General features: G+C 48.5%; 23 protein-coding genes, 8 tRNA genes and 1 other RNA gene. 15 read left to right on the top strand and 17 right to left on the bottom strand.

Annotated features, from left to right (window positions below):
* Positions 1-91: 91 nt before the first annotated feature.
* The 4 genes from FVF72_RS05260 (at position 92) to FVF72_RS05245 (ending at position 3115) form a co-directional block, all read left to right on the top strand.
* Positions 92-313 carry a TRAM domain-containing protein gene (locus FVF72_RS05260; RefSeq protein WP_013296439.1) on the top strand — a complete coding sequence of 74 codons (222 nt, stop codon included), beginning with the start codon at positions 92-94 and terminating at the stop codon, positions 311-313.
* Positions 314-461: 148 nt separating this feature from the next.
* Positions 462-1892 carry a TrkH family potassium uptake protein gene (locus FVF72_RS05255; protein WP_013296440.1) on the top strand — a complete coding sequence of 477 codons (1431 nt, stop codon included), beginning with the start codon at positions 462-464 and terminating at the stop codon, positions 1890-1892.
* Positions 1893-2014: 122 nt separating this feature from the next.
* Entirely contained in the window at positions 2015-2665 is a 651-nt protein-coding gene (locus tag FVF72_RS05250) for a TrkA family potassium uptake protein (RefSeq protein WP_013296441.1), read from the top strand.
* A gap of 120 nt (positions 2666-2785) precedes the next feature.
* Positions 2786-3115 carry a hypothetical protein gene (locus FVF72_RS05245; protein ID WP_013296442.1) on the top strand — a complete coding sequence of 110 codons (330 nt, stop codon included), beginning with the start codon at positions 2786-2788 and terminating at the stop codon, positions 3113-3115.
* Between the two features lie 177 nt (positions 3116-3292).
* On the opposite strand, the gene FVF72_RS05240 is transcribed toward FVF72_RS05245, so the two are convergent.
* The 11 genes from FVF72_RS05240 to FVF72_RS05190 form a co-directional block, all read right to left on the bottom strand.
* A complete protein-coding gene (locus FVF72_RS05240; protein WP_147671388.1) occupies positions 3293-3913 on the bottom strand; it encodes an MBL fold metallo-hydrolase in 621 nt (206 codons plus the stop codon).
* 26 nt (positions 3914-3939) lie between these two features.
* A tRNA-Trp gene (locus tag FVF72_RS05235) sits at positions 3940-4081 on the bottom strand.
* Positions 4082-4099: 18 nt separating this feature from the next.
* Positions 4100-4171, bottom strand: a tRNA-Cys gene (locus FVF72_RS05230).
* A gap of 46 nt (positions 4172-4217) precedes the next feature.
* Entirely contained in the window at positions 4218-4628 is a 411-nt protein-coding gene (gene hjc / locus FVF72_RS05225) for a Holliday junction resolvase Hjc (RefSeq protein WP_013296444.1), read from the bottom strand.
* Between the two features lie 96 nt (positions 4629-4724).
* The gene (locus FVF72_RS05220) at positions 4725-5021 is read right to left on the bottom strand and encodes a hypothetical protein (RefSeq protein ID WP_013296445.1); all 297 of its coding nucleotides are present in this window, start codon (positions 5019-5021) and stop codon (positions 4725-4727) included.
* Positions 5022-5258: 237 nt separating this feature from the next.
* Positions 5259-5334 (bottom strand) — tRNA-His (locus FVF72_RS05215).
* Between the two features lie 18 nt (positions 5335-5352).
* A tRNA-Leu gene (locus tag FVF72_RS05210) sits at positions 5353-5436 on the bottom strand.
* Positions 5437-5480: 44 nt separating this feature from the next.
* Positions 5481-5555: transfer RNA gene (locus tag FVF72_RS05205), tRNA-Glu, on the bottom strand.
* Positions 5556-5573: 18 nt separating this feature from the next.
* A tRNA-Ile gene (locus tag FVF72_RS05200) sits at positions 5574-5647 on the bottom strand.
* A gap of 4 nt (positions 5648-5651) precedes the next feature.
* Positions 5652-5724: transfer RNA gene (locus tag FVF72_RS05195), tRNA-Asn, on the bottom strand.
* A gap of 140 nt (positions 5725-5864) precedes the next feature.
* Entirely contained in the window at positions 5865-6263 is a 399-nt protein-coding gene (locus tag FVF72_RS05190) for a zinc ribbon domain-containing protein (protein WP_147671387.1), read from the bottom strand.
* A 78-nt stretch (positions 6264-6341) separates the two neighbouring features.
* On the opposite strand from FVF72_RS05190, the gene FVF72_RS05185 reads away from it, so the two are divergent.
* From FVF72_RS05185 to hisE, 5 genes are all read left to right on the top strand, one after another.
* Positions 6342-7343 carry a radical SAM protein gene (locus FVF72_RS05185; RefSeq protein WP_147671386.1) on the top strand — a complete coding sequence of 334 codons (1002 nt, stop codon included), beginning with the start codon at positions 6342-6344 and terminating at the stop codon, positions 7341-7343.
* Positions 7344-7424: 81 nt separating this feature from the next.
* Positions 7425-8774: an Asp-tRNA(Asn)/Glu-tRNA(Gln) amidotransferase subunit GatB gene (gatB, locus tag FVF72_RS05180; RefSeq protein ID WP_147671385.1), complete on the top strand. Its 1350-nt coding sequence runs from the start codon at positions 7425-7427 to the stop codon at positions 8772-8774.
* A 5-nt stretch (positions 8775-8779) separates the two neighbouring features.
* Positions 8780-9019, top strand: a complete 240-nt coding sequence (locus FVF72_RS05175) for a DUF504 domain-containing protein (RefSeq protein ID WP_013296449.1) — start codon at positions 8780-8782, stop codon at positions 9017-9019.
* A 1-nt stretch (position 9020) separates the two neighbouring features.
* A complete protein-coding gene (locus FVF72_RS05170; RefSeq protein ID WP_013296450.1) occupies positions 9021-9830 on the top strand; it encodes a CBS domain-containing protein in 810 nt (269 codons plus the stop codon).
* Positions 9820-10110, top strand: a complete 291-nt coding sequence (hisE, locus tag FVF72_RS05165; protein ID WP_147671384.1) for a phosphoribosyl-ATP diphosphatase — start codon at positions 9820-9822, stop codon at positions 10108-10110. The genes FVF72_RS05170 and hisE overlap by 11 nt, the downstream gene beginning before the upstream one ends.
* A gap of 117 nt (positions 10111-10227) precedes the next feature.
* Here hisE and FVF72_RS05160 read toward each other — a convergent pair whose 3' ends face one another.
* Positions 10228-10797, bottom strand: coding sequence for an N-acetyltransferase (locus FVF72_RS05160; protein WP_147671383.1), 570 nt, complete (start codon positions 10795-10797; stop codon positions 10228-10230).
* 307 nt (positions 10798-11104) lie between these two features.
* Between FVF72_RS05160 and FVF72_RS05155 the strand changes: the two genes are divergently transcribed.
* The gene (locus FVF72_RS05155) at positions 11105-11437 is read left to right on the top strand and encodes a helix-turn-helix domain-containing protein (protein ID WP_305054846.1); all 333 of its coding nucleotides are present in this window, start codon (positions 11105-11107) and stop codon (positions 11435-11437) included.
* Here the strand turns inward: FVF72_RS05155 and larB are convergent, their stop codons facing one another.
* Positions 11438-12187 carry a nickel pincer cofactor biosynthesis protein LarB gene (gene larB / locus FVF72_RS05150; protein ID WP_147671382.1) on the bottom strand — a complete coding sequence of 250 codons (750 nt, stop codon included), beginning with the start codon at positions 12185-12187 and terminating at the stop codon, positions 11438-11440.
* A gap of 139 nt (positions 12188-12326) precedes the next feature.
* Between larB and hypF the strand changes: the two genes are divergently transcribed.
* On the top strand, positions 12327-14627 hold the full coding sequence (gene hypF, locus FVF72_RS05145) for a carbamoyltransferase HypF (protein WP_147671381.1): 2301 nt from the start codon (positions 12327-12329) through the stop codon (positions 14625-14627).
* A 96-nt stretch (positions 14628-14723) separates the two neighbouring features.
* Here hypF and FVF72_RS05140 read toward each other — a convergent pair whose 3' ends face one another.
* Positions 14724-15227, bottom strand: coding sequence for an ArsR family transcriptional regulator (locus FVF72_RS05140; protein WP_013296456.1), 504 nt, complete (start codon positions 15225-15227; stop codon positions 14724-14726).
* A 108-nt stretch (positions 15228-15335) separates the two neighbouring features.
* On the opposite strand from FVF72_RS05140, the gene FVF72_RS05135 reads away from it, so the two are divergent.
* The 4 genes from FVF72_RS05135 to FVF72_RS05120 all read left to right on the top strand — a co-directional run bounded on the left by FVF72_RS05135 (position 15336) and on the right by FVF72_RS05120 (position 19669).
* Entirely contained in the window at positions 15336-15860 is a 525-nt protein-coding gene (locus tag FVF72_RS05135) for a nucleotide exchange factor GrpE (protein WP_013296457.1), read from the top strand.
* A 14-nt stretch (positions 15861-15874) separates the two neighbouring features.
* Positions 15875-17716 (top strand): molecular chaperone DnaK, encoded by a 1842-nt coding sequence (dnaK, locus tag FVF72_RS05130; RefSeq protein WP_147671380.1) that lies wholly within the window; start codon positions 15875-15877, stop codon positions 17714-17716.
* A gap of 81 nt (positions 17717-17797) precedes the next feature.
* The gene (dnaJ, locus tag FVF72_RS05125; protein WP_147671379.1) at positions 17798-18928 is read left to right on the top strand and encodes a molecular chaperone DnaJ; all 1131 of its coding nucleotides are present in this window, start codon (positions 17798-17800) and stop codon (positions 18926-18928) included.
* 321 nt (positions 18929-19249) lie between these two features.
* Positions 19250-19669: a hypothetical protein gene (locus FVF72_RS05120; RefSeq protein ID WP_370511816.1), complete on the top strand. Its 420-nt coding sequence runs from the start codon at positions 19250-19252 to the stop codon at positions 19667-19669.
* A gap of 102 nt (positions 19670-19771) precedes the next feature.
* Here FVF72_RS05120 and rnpB read toward each other — a convergent pair.
* The 3 genes from rnpB to FVF72_RS05105 form a co-directional block, all read right to left on the bottom strand.
* Positions 19772-20071: RNase P RNA component (gene rnpB / locus FVF72_RS05115), an RNA gene on the bottom strand.
* A gap of 30 nt (positions 20072-20101) precedes the next feature.
* Positions 20102-20176: transfer RNA gene (locus tag FVF72_RS05110), tRNA-Met, on the bottom strand.
* A gap of 92 nt (positions 20177-20268) precedes the next feature.
* Complete coding sequence (locus tag FVF72_RS05105; RefSeq protein ID WP_013296461.1) at positions 20269-20733, bottom strand: hypothetical protein; 465 nt, start codon at positions 20731-20733, stop codon at positions 20269-20271.
* Positions 20734-20736 lie beyond the last annotated feature (3 nt).

The following is a 20736-nucleotide window of genomic DNA, read 5'->3' as shown; positions in this document are numbered from 1 at the left end:
GGGATGCGGTGAGGTCATTGATTATTTCTTACTGTTTCTGGTCGGAAGTAATTATATGATTTTGTGCGTCCCTACTTAAGGATGTGATGAATTGTTTGGAGATAGCTACTACAGGAAGGAAACCTACTCCACACCAGTAAATGTTGGTGAGGAGTATGAAGTTAAAATTGAAGACCTCGGCAGAGATGGCGATGGAATAGCCCGTGTTGAAGGTTTTGTTGTTTTTGTACCTGGTGCAGGTGTCGGAGACGAAGTTAAAATAAGGATAAGTGCAACCAGGCGCAAGTTTGCTTTCGCTGAAGTTGTAGAATAAACTGGATTGAATTTTATATAAACTGGAGTAGATTTATTCTACCCAAAGAACTTTATTTTTTGCCTACTCCCCCATTGAAGTATTACCATCTCTTTATCCATTATTCTAAAAATTTATATTGGAACACCCCCATTCTTTATATGGTAACATGAGATACGTTGGAAAGAGGGACCTTTTTACCGTTGGAAAGTATCTTGGCAATATAATGCAGGGGATAGGCTTCGTTGTTGCGTTACCCCTCATTGTTGCACTGATCTACGGTGAAGGCAATTTTTTAAGTTTTATTGTGCCCTCAATTATCTCGCTCAGCATTGGAACTGTGCTCAAGAGATATTCCCCTGAGGAATGCGCCATACGCCTGAAACATGGTATGATGGTTGCATGTCTTGCCTGGCTCTGGGCTGGATTCATAGGTAGCCTCATAATGATGTCAGCCCTAAACATCGATTTTGCAAATGCCTTCTTTGAGAACATGTCTGCCTGGACCGGCAGTGGACTCACAGTTTTCTCCAACGTTGAAGCGCTCCCAAAATCAATTCTATTCTTAAGAAGCTTTGAACAGTGGATTGGTGGGCTTGGAGTTGTTATAGTTGTTATAGGTGTCCTCATAAGGCCAGGTACAGCTGCTGCACGTTTATACAAGTCCGAGGCAAGGGAGGAAAGGATAAAACCCAGCATAGCAAACACCGTCAGGACTATCTGGTGGATCTACCTCACCTACACGGTCCTCGGGATCGTCCTCTATGGGCTGACAGGGATGCCACTCTTTGATGCCATCAACAACACCCTCACAAACCTCTCAACCGGGGGAATGTCCATAAAGAACCTCAACATCGGCTACTACCGTAGCGATGCCGTCTACCTTGTAACCATGTTTCTCATGATACTTGGGGGGACAAGCTTCCTTGTGCACTACCAGGCAATAAAGGGTAGATTCTCAAATGTTCTGAGGGATATACAGCTGCAGGCAACCTTTGCCTTTATAATCCTTTTCACAGTTCTTTCGATCTACATTGGGGGCGTGGCCCCCCTTGAATCCGTATACTATGTAATATCGGCCCTCAGCTGCACCGGTTCAAGCATAAGTTCAACCAGTCAGATGGTTGCCTGGTCAGGGTACTTCAAGATAGTTCTAATAATATGCATGCTCACAGGTATGGCTGCAGGTTCAACCACGGGGGCCGTGAAGATAATCCGTGTCATAACTGTACTTAAGGGTGTCTACTGGGACATCATGAGGATACTGGCACCTGAGGGTTCGGTTATACCGAGAAAGATATCATGCAAGTCTGTGAGTGACGCTGAGATAAGGGAGGCCGGGTCATACATAAGCCTTTACTTTATCCTTCTCTTTTTCACATGGTCGGTTCTTGTAACCTATGGATATGACCCCCTCAACTCCCTCTTTGAGGCTGCCTCTGCCCAGGGAAATGTTGGGCTCAGTATGGGGATAACCAGTTTCAATCTGCCCCTAATACCGAAAATGGCCCTCATACTCAGCATGTGGCTTGGAAGACTCGAGATAATCCCTGTTCTTGTATTAATACGTGGTTTTGTGGAGGCCTTCAAGGTTAACTGAGAGCCGAGAATAAGCGCGTTGTCATTATCTTCACTGAAAAACCTTATTAATGATGACGTTTAACACAAGTAAACACGAGTAATGATTATCTTTATTCTGCCTGAAGTCTGAAAGGTGTGGATATGTATGTTGTTATAATGGGCGGAGGAAGAGTTGGTTTAACACTTGCAAACCTCCTTATATCAGATGGAAATGATGTAACTCTCATAGAAAATGATGAAACACTCTGTGCCAATGCTGCAGTTGAACTGGACGCCCTTGTGATCTGTGGTAACGGTACAGACATTAAAACCCTTGAGGAGGCCAACATAAACAATGCAGATGTCTTTGTTGCGGCCACAGGAAATGATGAGGCCAACCTCCTAAGCTGCATACTTGTGAGGGAGTACAATATACCAAAGATCATAGCAAGGGTCAGCAACCCTGACCACGAGGACGCCTTCAAGAAGGTTGGCATAGATCACGTTATAAGCCCTGAGAGGACCGCTGCAGGTTACCTTGAGAAACTGATAACAAGGCCAAAGGTGGCTGACCTCATCGTCCTTGGGCATGGGGACGCCGAGATCCTTGATATGGAGATAAAGAGCAGTAAAATTGTTGGGAAGAAGGTCAAGGATGTTTCGCCAACTGAAAAGTACATCATCGTGGCCATATACAGTAACGGTGACCTCATCATACCCCAGCCAGACATGGTCCTTGAGAGGGGAGCCAAGATATCCGTACTTGTAAAGACAGAGGCTGTGAATGAGGTTACAAAGAAATTCACAGGCTAAATACTCTCAGTATTTTTAATTTCATTGCTTTTACTGAATCAATCCCTCAAAGATCAACCTGATCCGTATAAGCCATAGTTAGAAGGAGAATTGTGATTATACGTGGTGAACTATGGTTAAATGGTACTTCATGGCTGGCCTCATTACTGGACTGGTCACAGGTATTCTGATTGGCACTACCTTGAGAGCTGGATTTCAGACGACACCCAGACACACCTTGATGAAGGTGTAGAGTACACTGAGCCATTAAATGGGACGGCCATTATATCATACAAAAACACCTGCTCTCAGCTCAACCTATCAGACGTTGAGGAGAACCCATCCTTTCTAAAGGAGCGAAGGGTGTGGGTTGATGGAATAATATTCAGGAAATATGAATTTGAAAGTATCAACAGAACAGTGACCCTAGGTACTCAGCGTATCCCCAGGGCCCGGTTACGTGCTTGTTAAATATGGTTCACCAAGTCCCTGAAAAGCGGGGACCATGTGAGGGTCTACGGCGAGTATTTCTATCCAGCAGTGGATAAAATCACGCCTGAACTCATGAACAGGAAATTGCCGGGGATAAAGGCCGTTTACATACAGAAAATGGAAATAACATTACCCCAAATCTCGGACCCAAACCATTTACCCTATTCCAAGGAAGGCCGCAGCCAGTTCCACATGCATTGAACCGTTATCAACCCATGGCCCGTGCCCAGGGAACAGGTACTCGATGTCGAGTTTCATGAGTTTTTTAATGGACTCTGCGAGTTCATTTATGTCTCCGCCAACATCAACCCGACCGAATCCCCCATCAGCAAAAACCGTGTCCCCTGAGATAAGGGATCTACCATCATACAGACATATGCATCCTGGTGTGTGGCCGGGTGTGTGGATAACCTCAAAGTCACCTATGAAGTCCCCATCCCCAAGTTCAACAGCCACTTCCATTGGCTCCATGGATGCCGAGAACATGTAGGCAACCGTCTTCTCGTCGTTCCCCTCCCTGAGTGCTTCTGCATCAAGACTGTGAATTGCTATATCTGCATTGAAGAGCCTGTTTCCCCCGGTATGGTCAAAGTGGCAGTGGGTGTTCACTATATGTTTTATGCTGCCAGGCTCAACACCGGCCCCCCTTATCCTCCTCATGAGGTTATCAGGGTTCATTCCAGTCCCTGTATCAACCACCGTGTCTCCAAGGATGTATATGTTAGAATCAAAGAGTGTTCCTTCAATCGCTATTATATTATCAAATTTCTGTATCATGAAAGCGCCTCAGAAAAAGGGAGTGATGGGGTCACTGGGATTTGAACCCAGATCCTAGGATTTCTCTTGTCTCAGTACTCCAATCGGTCATCATACTGTAGTCAGAGCGCGCATTTTCTTCAAAGACAACTGGAGTCCCAGATGATAGCCTGGTTACACCATGACCCCATTTGATAGAAATGTTGAAGCCAAGGGTGAGATTTGAACTCACGTGTAATGGATCTGCAGTCCACCGCTTCGCCACTAAGCTACCTTGGCATAGAGTAACTAATATCAGAATTAATATTTAAAGTTTGCGGTCCCCTCATCTGAGGCGGGTCTGCCTTTCACGGCCGGTGATCTCATGTATATCCCTGCCCCTCTCAAGGGCAATATCAAGGTCAAGCCTGTAATTTTCCGATGGTGTCATCTCAAGGTCAGCCGGTGAAAGGAAAATCCAGTCCCTGTACCTGAATTTTACCCCGATATAGGGTTCTGCACCGAACATCTCTGAAAACTCCAGAAGCCCCTTTATCTTCCCTGAGTCAATGTATATGCGCTCACCGGATGTCATCTTAACCTCGATTGCAAGGTATATCTCTCCGTTCCCTGCAATGATGTCAGGGAGGGGCTTTTTTGTGGCCCCACCAGAGGCCGGTGCTCTCATGGCAGCAAAATCCTTTTCCCAGAGGAGTTTTACAAGGTCCCTCTCTCCCCGCGATCCATCCCTAACCATTAAAACACCCTGAGACCCACAATTCTTCCTTCCCAGATACACTAAATAACACTCTCTATCCTCTCTCCAGACACATTAAACAACAACCTGGACACACTAAACAACACTCTCTATTCTCCTCGCCCTGAAGGTCCCCCTTCCACTGTCACTGAGCCAGTCAATGAGCGCATCCTTTACAATGACATTCTGGTCATGGAGATGGATGTCAACTGTCAAACCGGACCTGTTGAACCTCTCATCAGAGGGTATGAAACGTATAAATGTCCCTGTAAAGTGGTACCTTGTTTTAAGGAACCACTGTGTCAGGTATATGCCCTCCATGATTCCTATCTCCTCGCCCTCCTGGATCACGGTAGCCCTGAAGGAGGCGCAGGTCCTTTCAATACGTATCATATAATCAGCCGTGGTGTTCTGAGATAATCTGATCTACGGAATCCGTAGCCGGTACTGAAAATCTTCATCATAACACAATAAATAATTTTCCATGGATGATTAATAAAACCTCTAAATGGATCGGTGATTTCACCTGGATCGCGGATAATCAGATGGATGACAATAAACCGTGTGCCGGTGCCCGAACTTTATATTTTCCAGAAGTTGATTCAGAACAGAAAAAATGATTGATGAGAATGGGGCCGGGGCCGAGATTTGAACCCGAGTCGCGGGATCCACAGTCCCGAAGGATAACCACCTACCCCACCCCGGCAGTTGAATTCTATCACAGTGCGGGGGCAGGGATTCGAACCCTGGTAGGCCTACGCCAACAGGTCCTAAGCCTGTCCCCTTTGGCCAGCTCGGGCACCCCCGCAGCAATGATGCTCAATATGAAGAATAATCATAAAAGGTAAGAAATGCTCCGGCCGGGATTTGAACCCGAGTCTTCGGCTCGAAAGGCCGAAATGATTGGCCGGACTACACTACCGGAGCCTCTGATTACCGATTAAGTGGGCCCAATGGGATTCGAACCCATGGCCGCCCGGTTATGAGCCGGGCGCTCTACCTGGCTAAGCTATGGGCCCATGACGCCGCCGACAGGGCTCGAACCTGTGACCAATCGGTTAACAGCCGAACGCTCTACCTACTGAGCTACGGCGGCACCTGCCAAGTACAAGTCCTTGCTTGCAACAAACCAGTGGTTTGTGGTGCACATCCCAAGGCGTACAATTAGATTTATACCCATCATATATAAAGTTTTCGGTTTAGCAGTGGTTTTGCAGACACCCCCTGAGGATGGGGTCATATGCTGAATAATGCTGATGCCGCAGCCGCCATCAGAAGAGCCGCGAACACAATCATCAGTGACTGGGACTTTCTCCTGGAGGAGGAAAGCACATAGATTACAGATACCATGAGGGCTGCTATAGCACCCATGAATCCAAATATTCTGCCAAGGATCACCATGAGGATCACAAGCACCAGTGCGCCGCGCAGGGCGGTATCCCACTCGAAACCCTCCTTTCTGGCATCACTGAACTCTTTCCTCTGGAGCTCCCTTTTAACGGGGCTTTCCCTGAAATCTCCAGACATGAACCTGGATTTGAGTGGTTTTTCCTCAAGGAGGGTTCCGCAGTTCCTGCAGAACCTTGAGCCCTCCCTGTTCCTTTCGCCACAGCTTGGGCAGTAAACCATATCCATCAGCCTCAATGTATCAACATCAAAGCTTATCTCAACGAAAGTTTATAAAGGTATTCTGCAGAGCAGAGAGTGTCAGATATGAATGTTATAGAATCACTGAAGGAAATGGATATACTCAAATTGATGAACAGGGCCAGTGAAATCACCCTCAAACATCATGGGGATATCATAACACTTGAAAGGGCAGTTTTTCTCTCATGGTGGTGTGAAAGGGGGGACTGTGCCTTCTGCTATATGAGCACACAGAAGCCACGTATAAGGGAACCATCAAAGGCCAGGAGAAACGTCAACGCCATACTTGCAGAGGCCGAAATATGTAGGAGACTGGGGTGGAACATAGAGTTCCTATCAGGAGGCTATGGTTCATTCTCCCCTGAGGAGATAAAGGAGATCGCAGAGAGGATAAGGGATATAACAGGATCCCCTGTCTGGCTGAACACAGGTATAACCACCGATCTTGAAATATATGGTGATGAGGTGGCAGGTATAACAGGAGCGCTGGAGGTTGCAAACCCTGACCTTCAGAGGAAACTGTGCCCCAGCAAACCCCTGGAAGACATAGCTGAGATGCTTGAGGCAGCCAGGGACCTGGGATTCAGGAGGGGCATCACCATAATACTGGGACTCGGTGAGACACCAGATGACCTCAGATACCTCTTCGAATTTATAGGGGATCTTGAAATAGACCGCGTAACCTTCTATGCCCTCAACCCCCATGAGGGAACGGTATTTGAAAATCAGCCCCAGCCCGCCACCCTCTATTATGCAGGAACAGTTGCCGCCACAAGGATAGAGTTCCCTGAACTGGAGATCATCACAGGGACCTGGATGGATAACCTGGGGAGCATAGGTCCTCTCATCCTTAGCGGGGCCAACGGAATAACCAAATTCCCCCTTTTCAAGATGTTCGGGACCTCCTATGGAAAGCGTGTTGAGGAGGAGGTTAGGTGGGCCGGGAGGAGACTTGCGGGTACATTCACAGATGTGGAGAGGCTCAGAAGGGGGAGATCATACCCTGAAATTGACCCCTTCATAGAGAGGTATGTTAACGGATGTCTGAAAAATCTTAAATTGCTTTAAGTTGATGATAATAAATATAATCTGATATGCTTTCCATCACGTTGAACCATGTTACCATGAAAAGGAGGAATAACCATTAAGATGAAATGTGGTCTTGAAATTCATGTTCAGCTTGACACCAGATCAAAGCTATTCTGCAGATGCCCGACAGATTACCAGGACGCCCCCCCAAACACAAATATATGCCCGGTGTGCCTCAACCAGCCAGGGGCAAAACCACATCCACCAAACAGAAGCGCCCTTGAGGGGGCTCTGAAAATCGCCCTCATGCTTGACTGCAGAATAAATCCTGAGATCACATACTTCATGCGTAAGCACTACAACTACCCGGACCTCCCATCAGGTTACCAGAGGACATCCATACCCGTTGGACTTGAGGGAGAGCTCAACGGCGTCAGGATCAGGGAGGTGCACATAGAGGAGGACCCTGGTCAGTATAAACCGGACCACGGTGTGGTTGACTTCAACAGGTCAGGCATCCCCCTCATTGAAATTGTTACAGAGCCAGATATGAGGTCACCCGAGGAGGCCAGAAACTTCCTCAGGGAACTCATAAGGGTGCTGGAATACAGTGGCTGTGCCCGTGGGGAGGGCACAATGAGGGCCGACGTCAACATATCCCTTGAGGGGGGCCGCAGGGTTGAGATAAAGAACATTAACTCAATAAAGGGTGCCTACAAGGCCCTTAAGTTTGAGATGGTCAGGCAGAAGAACCTCCTCAAGAGGGGTGTTGAGGTCAAACAGGAAACACGTGCATTTCTTGAATCCCAGATGATAACCGTTTCCATGAGGCTCAAGGAGGAGGCAGAGGACTACAGATACATACCTGATCCCGACCTCCCCCCAATGCACTTTGGAGATGAAGTGGTGGATGGCATCAGGGAAGGAATACCGGAGGCACCCCACCTCAAGGTGAAACGATTCATGGAGGAATACGGTTTAAGGGAGGAGGATGCAAGGGTGCTGACCTCGGAACTGGAACTTGCAGATGCCTTTGAGGAGGTTGCGGCATCCATAGACCCTGAGTTTGCGGCTCTCTGGATGAGGGACGAACTCAAAAGGGTGCTCTACTACAACAAGGTGAGCTTTGCAGAAAGCGGTATAAGCCCCCAGAATATTGTGGAACTCCTTGAGATGATACAGAAGAAGGAGGTAACCACCAAGGCCGCCAAAAAGATCATAGAGGAGATGCCGTTTAACACCAGGAGCCCCCGGGAGATAGCCGCCGAAATGGGGCTCATAGGAATCATAGATGAATCCCAGGTTATAGAGGCAGTTGAGCAGGCCATAAGGGAAAACCCCCAGGCAGTCCAGGATTACCATGATGGCAAGGAGGCCGCCATAAACTTCCTGGTGGGGCAGGTGATGAGGATCACCCGTGGAAAGGCAGAGCCTGAACGGACAGTTGAACTGATAAAGGAAAGGATCTGAGGTGCATGGCCAAGAACGTCCTGGATCTTCTTATGTGGCATCCTAAATGGGATATTAAAAGGTGCAGGATAAGTTACATCCACAGGGGGGCTCAGAGGAACCTCAAAACAGTTCAGGGATCGGATATTGAAAGGCTCGAAAGGGGCTTCCTTGTGCTGAGTAACGGTGCATCGATACCCTACCATCGTGTGGTTAAAATAGTATGCGATAACAGTTTCATCTGGAAAAAACAGAAGAAGGGATAGGATGAGCAATAAGGCACTTGTGAAGGATTACATGACCCGGGACGTTATAACGGTATCCTCAGACACGTCAACCGCGGAGATCATCAAGCTCATGAAGGAAACAGGTCACGACGGGTTCCCGGTCAAGGATAATGGTACCGTGATCGGGATGGTGACTGCCTTTGACCTCCTCATAAAGCCATGGGTCAAAACAGTATCAGAGATCATGTCAAGGGATGTTGTGGTTGCAGACCAGGATATGTCCCTCAATGACGCTGCGAGGGTCATGTTCAGGATGGGGATCTCAAGACTGCCTGTCATAGATAAGGAAGGTAAACTTGTGGGTATAATAACAAACACCGACATCGTGAGATCCCATATCGAACGTTCCACCCCCATGAAGGTTAACTACTTCAAGAAGACCCTTGAACAGCTCTATGGTGTTAAACCTGAGGTTAAACGGATGAAGGTCCCCATCGAAAAGCTGAGGCCCACCCAGAGCAAGGTATACGCCGATGAACTGCAGGGAAGAACCTATGAAATTAAAAGGGGTCTTGCAGAACCCACGATAGTTGTGAAGACAGGTGACAGGTATGTCCTGGTCGACGGTCACCACAGGACACTGGCATCCTACAGGCTGGGCTGCAAGGAGATAGACTCATATGTCATCGATATCAAGAAAGACATGAAGCTGGGTATGGAGAAGACAGCGGACCTCAACGGCGTTTATACTCTGGACGACATTGAGGTTATAGACGACGCCCAGCACCCCCTGATTGCGATAACAACCAGCATGAGAAAGGCTATGGCAGGTAAGAAGAATGGTGGATGAGGGAATTTTAAGGGAAATCTACGCTGTACTTGAGGACCGTCGCGATAACCCGGTGGACTCCTACACCTCCAGACTCATGAGGGATGATGAGAAAAGGGCTGAGGATAAGATACTTGAGAAGATCGGTGAGGAGGCAGCAGAGGTGATCATAGCCTCAAAGAATAATGAGCGCCTCGTGGAGGAGTCTGCTGACCTGATATTCCACACACTTCTACTCCTTGTATACAAGGGGATCCCCTTTGAGAGCTTGCTTGAGGAGTTCGCTGCAAGAAGAAAATAAATAACAATGCAGTTACCTCAGTGAAGTGTTACTTCCATCATAAAAAAATAACTGATAACCACACACCTCAGTGAAGTGTTACTTCCATCATAAAAAAATAACTGATAACCACACACCTCAGTGAAGTGGTAGTTCCATCTGATGGAATTCTCTTTTTAAAATTTTCATCTCCTTTTTACCTGTGAATCTGAATCCAAACTTACTGTAAAGGTTCACTGCAGGGATATTTGTGGGTGAGACATCCAGTGTGAGCCTATCAAGACCCCTCTCCTCTGCAATCATCCGGGCCTCCTGGAGGAGCCTGAAGCCAACACCCTGACCCCTCGCCTCAGGCGCCACTGCAAGGGATGCTATGTAGAGGTCACCATCCTCAACCTTCTGGGTGCTCAGGGAGTCAATGAGGTCCATCATCATGACCCTCAGGGCATCCATGGGTCCCAGCTTTCTGAATAAATCAATAAATTCAGATTCACTGCCTTCAAGGTCATAGGCCAGAACACCGAGAACCTCTCCTTCACTGACCGCTAGGATTATTCTCTCAGGGTCCCAGCAGACACCATTCCTTAGAAGTTTTTCCAGAGTCCCTTCGGGATTTTTGAAAAAGAGGTCAAAGAGTTGCCTGTCAGTCTCATAGATGAGCCTCCCCACAGTATCAGAGAAACGGGGTTCGAACCGGACAATATCCATAGTACCATCTTCATTGAATAGTTATTGACTTCTTTAGAGGAGTAATTTATAATTAGAAATAATAAAAACAGGGGGTGCTGTGAAAAAATGGGGGTAGTTAAAAAATAATTACTGCTCTGCGTCGAGCATTTCGCCGTATTCAATCTCTATCTGGCAGCCCTTGGGGCCACAGCAGAAGTGCTGCAGATCAAAGTTCACAAGCATGATTTCACCTCTCAACCTTCTTTACTATAATAAAGTAACTTAAAGTATTTAAATGATGTACTTACATAAACTGCATATACATACATAAAGTATACTGGATTACATGGTTGATACCATGAGTGATGACGACTACATATGCTCCGTTGAGGCCGCCATTAATGAGATAGGTGGTAAATGGAAGTCCCTTGTCCTCTGCGCCCTCAAGGATGGTAAGCTCCGCTTCAGTGAGATAAACAGGAAGATACCCCGAATAACCCAGAGGATGCTCACCAAGACCCTCCGTGAGCTTGAGGCAAACGGCCTCGTAAACCGGGTGGTATACCCTGAGGTGCCCCCAAGGGTTGAGTACTGCCTAACTGAAAAGGGGAAATCAGTCATCCCCATCCTCGACGAGCTCTGTGAATGGGGCAGGAAGTACGGTACACACGAAAAATGATCAATCACCTGCAAAGGCCCTCAGTATTTTAACCGCAAGTACAGCGGCCCCAAACCCGTTATCTATATTTACAACCCCTATCCCGGGGGAGCACGACTGTAGCATGGAGTTAAGTGCCGCAAAACCCCCCTCACCGACCCCGTAACCAACTGATGTTGGTACCGCTATAACCGGCACGTCAACAAGGCCCGCAACAACAGAGGGAAGCGCCCCCTCCATGCCAGCCACAACAATCAGCACCTTAACATCTGATTCAAGCATGTCCTGCAGTGGTTCAAGGAGCCGGTGGATGCCGGCAACACCAACATCATATGCAGTGAGAACCTCACAGCCAGACTCCTCTGCAACCACCCTTGCCTCCTCTGCAACGGGTATATCTGATGTTCCCGCAGAAAGTACCCCGATCCTACCCAGCCTTTCAGGTTCCCCTGACCTCACAGCAAGCACCCTGGCCGTTTCATGGTAATCGGCGGTGTAATCGTCTCCAAGATCCAGTCCATCCATGATCCCCTCAGCCCTTTCAGGCGGGAGCCTTGTTACAATAACATCCCCAACAGTTCTTATAATGTTGATTATATCCTCATCACTTTTTCCAGGGGCAAATACCGCCTCAGGAAACCCTGTTCTTTTCTCACGCAGTATATCAAACCTGACCCTATCACCCAGTTTAAGCTGGGCCGATTCAATCGCCCTTTCTGCCTCTTCAACCGAGATTTCACCCCTGAGGAGTTCCCTCAAAATCGATCTCACTGACATCACTACCTAATTTATAAGTTCATGAATATAATCTTAGCATGATACACTGAACTTTCATCTGTATAAGTTCATGAATTCTAATCCTAAATGATGTACCAAACTGTCGTCTGTGAAAATCCTTAAAGGAGATAGAATGTACCGTGCCCAGCTCACTGTTGAGGGAATAGTGCAGGGTGTTGGCTTCAGGCCAGCCGTCTACAGACTTGCACATGAACTTGGACTTACAGGATACGTCAGAAACATGGGAAACCTGGTTGAAATTGTCCTTGAAGGAGATGAAGAGAGAATAAAAAGATTCATCAAGCGTCTTAAGGCAGAAAAACCCCCCATTTCAAGGATAACCAGGATAAATAATGAGATAAGCGCCATCGACAGCCCATCCTTCAGCGATTTCAGTATAAAGGAGAGCTCCTCAGAGTCATCAGGGACATCCGTGATACCCGCAGACGTTGCAACCTGCAGCAGGTGCCTTGAGGAGATAATGGATGAGAATAACAGACGCTACCTCTACCCCTTCACCGCATGCACAGACTGCGGGCCCAGGTTCACCGTGATTGAATCCATCCCCTATGACCGTGAGAGGACCAGCATGCGTGAATTCCCCCTCTGCAGCTCCTGCATGGAGGAGTACCTCAACCCCCTTGACAGGAGGTACCATGCAGAGGCAACATGCTGCCCGGTATGCGGTCCCAGGCCATTCCTGTGGCGTGGAGATGTTATTGAAACAGATAACCCCCTGAAAATGGCTGCAGAACTTCTTGATGAGGGTGAAATACTCGCGGTTAAGGGTATAGGGGGCACACACCTTGTTTGCCGGGCTGACGATGAGGATGCCGTGATGAAACTCCGCTCAAGGCTTGGAAGGCCCAGCCAGCCATTCGCCTGCATGTCCCCTGATGTTCCCTCAGTGAAGGTCTATGCCTGCATATCTGAAGCAGAGGAGAAGGCCTTAACCTCCCGTCGAAGGCCAATAGTTGTCCTGAATAAAAACAGTGACTACCCCCTGGCGCCCTCAGTTGCACCGGGTCTCCACAACATAGGGGTCATGTTACCCTACTCTGGAATGCACCATGTCCTCTTCAGATACACCTCGGCCCCGGCCTATGTCATGACCTCAGCCAATAAACCAGGCGACCCCATGTTCATCAGGAACAGTGAGATAACCAGGGGCCTCAAGGGTATAGCCGATTACTTCCTTCTCCATGACCGTAAAATCATAAACCGCTGCGATGACTCTGTTGTCCGCTTCAGGGGTGGAGAGATGGCCTTCATAAGGAGGTCCAGGGGGTACGCGCCTGAACCCTATGACCTCACCCATCTATCAGAGAATCTGTCAGCCCTCTGCCTTGGACCGGAACTTGATGTGACCTTCTCTGTGCTCAAGGGGGGCCAGTGCTATGTATCACAGCACATAGGCAACACATCACGGTATGACACCCTCCTCTTCCTCAAGGACGCTGTGAATTACCTCATGGGTATAACAGGCACAGAATCCGTGGATGTAATAGCCTGTGACCTCCACCCCCAGTTCCTGACAACCTCCTATGCAGAGGAACTCTCTGAAAGGTTCTCTGCGGACATCCTGAGGGTCCAGCACCACCATGCCCATGCCCTGGCACTCATGCTCGATAATGGTGTCGGTGAGTGCGTGTGTATAGCTGCAGATGGTGTTGGCTACGGTGCAGATGGCACGTCATGGGGTGGTGAGATCCTCCACTGCCACGGCCCTGAATATTCAAGGGTTGGGAGCCTCATGCCCCAGAAGATGCCTGGGGGTGACCTTGCAACAAGGTACCCTGCAAGGATGTTGCTCTCAATGCTCCTGGACAGCTACGATGGGGACATCCGTGAACTCTTCATTGAAAGGTACCTGGATTACTTCCCCCACGGTGAAAGGGAGATTGATGTTGTATTAAAGCAGATGGAAACTGGGCTCAACACAGGCGTGAGCAGCAGTACAGGCAGAGCCCTTGATGCAATTTCAGCCGCCCTCAGAATATGCGGAATGCGAACTTACGAGGGCGAATGTGCCATGAAACTTGAATCAACCGCTTTCAGGGCTAAAGGAGAACTCAAAATACCCTTCAGAATCATGAAGAGGGATGGTAGGTACATCCTTGATACATCAGGCATACTCATGGATGTCATGGATTTTCTGGAATCCGGTGAGAAGAGGGCGGAAATAGCCCATGCAGCCCAGCGAGCCGTTGCAGAGGGGCTTGCAGAGATGGCTGTCCTTGCAGCCGAGGATCTGGGAGTTGAGGTTATAGGGGGAACCGGCGGTGTTTTCTACAATGAGGCCATAAGCCTTGCGGTGAGGGATTACGTTAAAGAGAGGGGTTACAGTTTCATTCAGCACAGAAATTCATGTGCAGGTGATGGCTCAGTTTCCCTTGGGCAGGCGGTTGCAGCTGCACTCGAATACAGAAAATAACTAGGGTCCTCTGATGTCCTCAGGAAATGGAATCTGGTGTCTCAGGAACTGCTCTACGGGCCTCAGATAAATGCAAAAAAGCCGGCTTGGTGGGAACTAATCCATCTTTCTTCTCATCTCTGCCTCGCGGAGGAGGTCCTCGGCCCGTTTCTTGAGGTGATCGTAGAGCCTTATGAGGTTCTTTAACTCCTCAATGGCCTCCCACTGGCCGTTCCTTATCTTATTTTCAAGGTTAAGCAGTCTGGACCACTCGTCACCTGGGGGGAGCTGTTTCCTCTGGAGGAGGTCATCCACCACATCCACCCTGAAGTTGTTCCTGTTTATGGTTATGCTGATGTGGATGTCCCTTGATATATCATAATATTTGCGGGGCCTTCCCCTCTCTATCTTCCTGAAGAAGGAGCTTAAAATCCCTGCCTCCTCCATCGCCCTGAGGTGCTCTATTATGGCCTTCTGGCCAATATCCAGTTCCTTTGATATTTCACTGACAAATCTGGGCTCCTCACGGAGGAGGTTTATGATCTCCCTCCGGGTCTTGCAGCCCATAACATCAAGTATAACTTCCATGTTCCGCTCTTCGGTGGATTTTTCTCTCATCATGGTATGGTATGTCGAAAGGTTTATATAACCTTTTGTAAGTATAATAGCTATAAGGTTATAGGTAACCTCTGGTAACTTTAATTTCTGTAAAAAATGAAAGGTGAAGCAATGTGCGAAGAGAAAAAAACTGATTCTAAGCCATCCAATAACTGTGAGGATGAATTAAAGGAACTTAAAAAACGACTGAAAGAACTTGAAAGTGAACTTGCGGTTAAGGAAGAGGAAATCAGCGAATACGTATCACACCTCCAGAGACTCCAGGCCGACTTTGAAAACTACAAGAAACAGAAGGAAAAACAGGAGCTGGAACTCATAAAAAATGCAAATGAGAAGCTCATACTGAACCTCCTGGACGTATACGAGGACCTTGAAAGGGCCATTGAAAACCGGGAGAATGATGGTGACGGCCTGGAGGTCATCTACAGGAAATTCAGGGACACCCTCAGGAAGGAGGGCCTGAGTGAGATACCCGCCGAGGGTGAAAAATTCGATCCATTCCTCCACGAGGCGGTTATGGTTGAGAGCCATGATGAATACGATGATGGAATCATAATAGAGGAGTTATCAAGAGGTTACAGACTCAACGACAGGATAATAAAACATTCAATAGTCAAGGTATGTAAGAAAAGCTGATTTGAGGTGATCATGTGGCAAAAAAAGAAAAAATTCTCGGTATTGACCTTGGAACAAGTAACTCTGCAGCCGCAGTACTTATAGGTGGAAAACCAACCATCATACCCAGTGCAGAGGGGGCTTCACAGTACGGTAAATCCTTCCCAAGCTGCGTTGCATTCACAGAGGACGGACAGATGCTTGTGGGTGAACCTGCAAGGCGTCAGGCAGTCACAAACCCTGAGAACACCATAACAGCCATAAAAAGGAGTATGGGTACAGACAGAAAGGTAAAGGTCCAGGGTAAGGAGTACACACCACAGGAGATATCCGCATTCATCCTTCAGAAGATCAAGAAGGACGCAGAGGCCTTCCTGGGTGAGGAGATAAAGAAGGCCGTCATCACAGTACCCGCCTACTTCGACGACAACCAGAGGACTGCCACCAAGGACGCAGGTACCATAGCAGGGCTCGACGTTGTAAGACTCGTCAACGAGCCAACAGCAGCAAGCCTCGCCTACGGCCTTGACAAGGAAGACGAGGACATGGTCATCATGGTCTTCGACCTGGGCGGAGGTACACTGGACGTTACAATCATGGAATTCGGTGGGGGCGTATTCGAGGTTAGATCAACCAGCGGTGACACCCAGCTGGGTGGAACCGACATGGACAACGCGATAATGAACTACCTCGCCGATGAATTCAAGAAGGAGACCGGCATAGACCTCATGGAGGACGACCAGGCAGTCCAGAGACTGAGGGAGGCTGCCGAGAAGGCCAAGATAGAACTTTCAACAACCCTCACAACCGAGGTGAACCTCCCCTACATCACCGTGGCCCAGGACGGACCAAAACACCTCATAAAGACCATCACAAGGGCAAAACTGGAGGAACTGGTTGATCCTATCGTTCAGAGATGTGCAGGGCCAATGGAACAGGCGCTGAAGGACGCCAAGATGAGCAGGGAGGATGTGGATAAAATAATACTGGTCGGTGGACCCACAAGGATGCCCATAGTCCAGAAATTCGTTGAGGACTTCATAGGAAAACCCGTGGAGAGGGGAATAGACCCAATGGAGTGTGTTGCCATGGGTGCAGCCATACAGGGCGGTGTCCTTGCAGGGGAAATAAAGGACCTTGTACTGCTTGACGTGACACCACTGTCCCTGGGTATAGAAACCCTCGGAGGGGTCTTCACCAAGCTCATAGAGAGGAACACCACTATACCCACGAAGAAGAGCCAGATATTCTCAACAGCGGCAGACAACCAGACCTCCGTGGACATACACGTCCTTCAGGGCGAGAGGCCCATGGCCGCAGACAACACAAGCCTTGGAAGGTTCCAGCTGGTGGGAATACCCCCCGCGCCACGTGGAGTGCCCCAGATAGAGGTGACCTTCGATATAGACGCAAACGGTATACTGAACGTATCAGCAAAGGACCTTGGAACAGGTAAGGAACAGGCCATAACAATAACAGCACCCAACAAACTCTCAGAGGAGGAGATAAAACAGAAGATAGAGGAGGCCAAAAAACACGCCGAAGAGGACAGGAGAAAACAGGAAGAAATCGAGATAAGGAACAACGCCGATTCAATGATCTACACCGCCGAGAAGACCCTCGAGGAACTTGGAGATAAGGTGCCAGCAGATAAGAAGGAGGCGGTTGAAAAACAGGTCAGTGAACTGAGGGAACTCATAGCAGGTGACGATGTCCAGGCCATCAAATCAAAGACCGAGGAACTCACAAAGACAGTTCAGGAAATCGGGGCGGTTATATACCAGCAGGCTGCCCAGCAGCAGGCAGAGAACACAGCATCACAGGGTGAAAGCCAGGGCAACGACACCATAGATGCTGACTTCGAGGTCAAGAACTGAGGCCTCCCCCACCCTTTTTATTCTCTGATGTGCAACTATTTTTAGCTGATCACTTCCAGATTCTATACCAGGTGAAAATCGATGGCTAAGCGTGACTACTATGAGGTTCTCGGTGTGGATAGGGGTGCCGATAAGAAGGAGATAAAGAAGGCCTACCGGAGGCTTGCAAGGAAGTACCACCCCGACGTCAGCGATGATCCTGATGCTGCCGAAAAGTTCAAGGAGATAAGTGAGGCCTACGCGGTCCTCTCTGATGATGAGAAGAGGAGAAGGTACGACCAGTTCGGCCATGCAGGTATGGAGGGCTTCAGTCAGGAGGATATATTCAACAACATAAACTTTGAGGACATATTCAGCGGCCTGGGATTTGATATAGGGAACATCTTCGACATGTTCGGTTTCGGTGGGGGAAGGAGACATGGTCCCCAGAGAGGTGCTGACCTCACCTACACCCTTGAGATAAGCCTTGAGGATGCCTACAGTGGCCTTGAAACAGATATAAGGGTCCCGCACACAAAGAAGTGTCCCGTGTGTCATGGGAGCAGGGCCGAGCCAGGTACCGGTACAAGGACCTGCTCCACCTGTGGGGGTAGCGGGCAGGTGCGGCAGGTGCGTAACACCCTCCTCGGGCAGATGATGAACATAACCACATGCCCTGACTGTCAGGGGGAGGGAACCCTTGTTGAAAAGCCCTGCAGCAACTGTAACGGTAAGGGAGTTGTCAGGAAAACCAGCACAATCCACGTGAAGGTTCCTCCAGGTGTTGAGACCGGATCCAGACTCAGAATCCCCGGTGAGGGGGAGATGGGTCTTCGTGGCGGGGAACCAGGGGACCTCTACGTGGTCATTAAGGTCAAACCCCACAGCATCTTCAGGAGGGAGGGGGCAAACCTCTACACAGAGAAACCAATAAGTTTCGTGCAGGCCGCCCTGGGTGACACCGTGGAGGTTCCAACCCTTGACAGACCAGTAAAGTTGAAGATACCTGCAGGAACCCAGAGTGGCACAACCTTCCGCGTCAAGGGACACGGTATGCCCCACCTGAAGTGGAATGGCTACGGAAACCTCTACGTGAAGGTCAAGGTTGTAACACCAAGAAAGCTGAGTCCAAGGCAGAAGGAACTCCTCAGGGAATTTGCAAGTATCAGTGGGGATGAGATCCACGAAGATAAGGGATTCTTTGATAAGGTCAAGGATGCCATAATCCACTAACCTACATCCCCCACCTCATTCTAAAGGTTAAAGATGCAATATCCACTAAAACCCTGTTTTACAATATTTTTTAGCTTTTACTGATCACAGGGCGAACCTCAGCCGATGGAATACTCCTTTTAATACATTAAGAACTAACCGTAATATTTATATTATCTTTTTCCTTAAAGTTACTATAAACTTTGAGGTGAAGATGAAAAATCTTGCAGGTATTCTAATTTTAAGGAAAATAGCAACAGATTTGAGGGGATGATCAGATGAAAAAGAGTTATTTTCTGATTCTCGGTATTCTTGCTGGTTTCGTTGTGGGTTACTGTGTTAGTGAACTTCTTGCAGAGTTGTCCCTCTCCCAAGGGGGATGATCTTCCTCAACCCTTAACAGACGCTGAAGCCGCTAAATATAAGGAGGAGTGCCGTGCACTTGACCTTTCCACTTCAGGGGAGGATCCATATGCCCTCAACGGTCATAGGGTCTGGGTTGAGGGAACGGTGTATAAAAAGGGTGAATCATACGGCATCAGGCCACAGGAAACCTTCATTGCCCTCAAGATCAACACCACACCAGAGTACATACTCCTAAGCTACGCCGGAACAACCCCAATAAAAATTGGAGACCGAATAAGGGTCTACGGCGAATACTTCTACCCTGCAGAGGACACAACCACACCTGAACTCAAAAATAAAGAACTTCCCATGATAAAGGTCGTCTACATTGAGAGAATAAGAGTCAAAAGTCCCTAAAAGATGTGAAACTCACCGAACTTCTGCGCACAGTAGCTCCAGTGAATGCAGAACAGATAACGCACTTGCGGGGTATCCTGCCGGGCTGAATATTGATAAAGGGCATGCCGGGAGTAACCCACCTTCTGTTTCGGCAGCATTCATCTCGGCGGACTACCTCTGCCTCCTACAGTAATCACAGGCAGTATTTGTCCTTGCATCCCGCGGAATGGCCGTTTCACCGGTCCTCCTGGTGTCAGTCTGCTCCTTTAAGGGTGAAGCTTCATTATCATCCACCAGAAGACGTGTCGTTTCTGCTCCAGGGTCCAGCCTCTCAGCTGATGCCTCACGGCACCGCGGTTCTGTATGATGGGTGGAGTTTCCTCAGCCCAAAAATGGGCCGTCAGCTGCCCTCCGGCTTGCCCGATAGATGAACATGAGAATAAAAACTGATAGCGGGGCCTAGATTTGAACTAGGGATCTCGGGGTTATGAGCCCCGCGGGATCACCAGACTACCCCACCCCGCTAAACATTAGATTTGTTATTTTAATATATAAAGGTTGTGGTGAGGTCTGGTTTTACTCCATCAAACTTTAAAATAGGATGGTTTTGAGGTTGGTTATTCTTCCTCCTTCTCCTCAAGCTTCCTGAGCCTCTTGTCAAGGGACTCAATCTTCTTGTTGGTGTAACCCCTGTACTCGTTGAAGCGGTGCTCCAGTTCATCTATGTTCCTTGATACCAGTTCAAGCCTCTTCTCAAGGTCAGATATATCGTCCTTGGTGGCCAGTGACCAGTCCTCTATGAGTTCATCGCTCTTCTCATTAAGGAATGCGTCTATCTTGTTTGAGATGACATCCGTGCTTATGGGAACCTCCCTTACCTTGCCCATGATCCTGTCACTGACATCTGAAACCTTCTCTCCAACACCTGCCATGTAACCTTCCCTCCCTTCACCTGGTTTTTCAAATGCGCCGTAAACTCTCGTTACCGGCGCCATGTTCCCTGATTCCATCAGGTAGTAGTATATTAGGACAATTATGGCCCCTGCAAGTATCAGGATTGCAAGAAGCTCCACCGGTCCCACATT

This window comes from Methanothermobacter sp. KEPCO-1 (genome assembly GCF_008033705.1).
Lineage (GTDB): Archaea > Methanobacteriota > Methanobacteria > Methanobacteriales > Methanothermobacteraceae > Methanothermobacter > Methanothermobacter marburgensis.
This window is presented reverse-complemented; position numbering and strand designations above follow the sequence as displayed.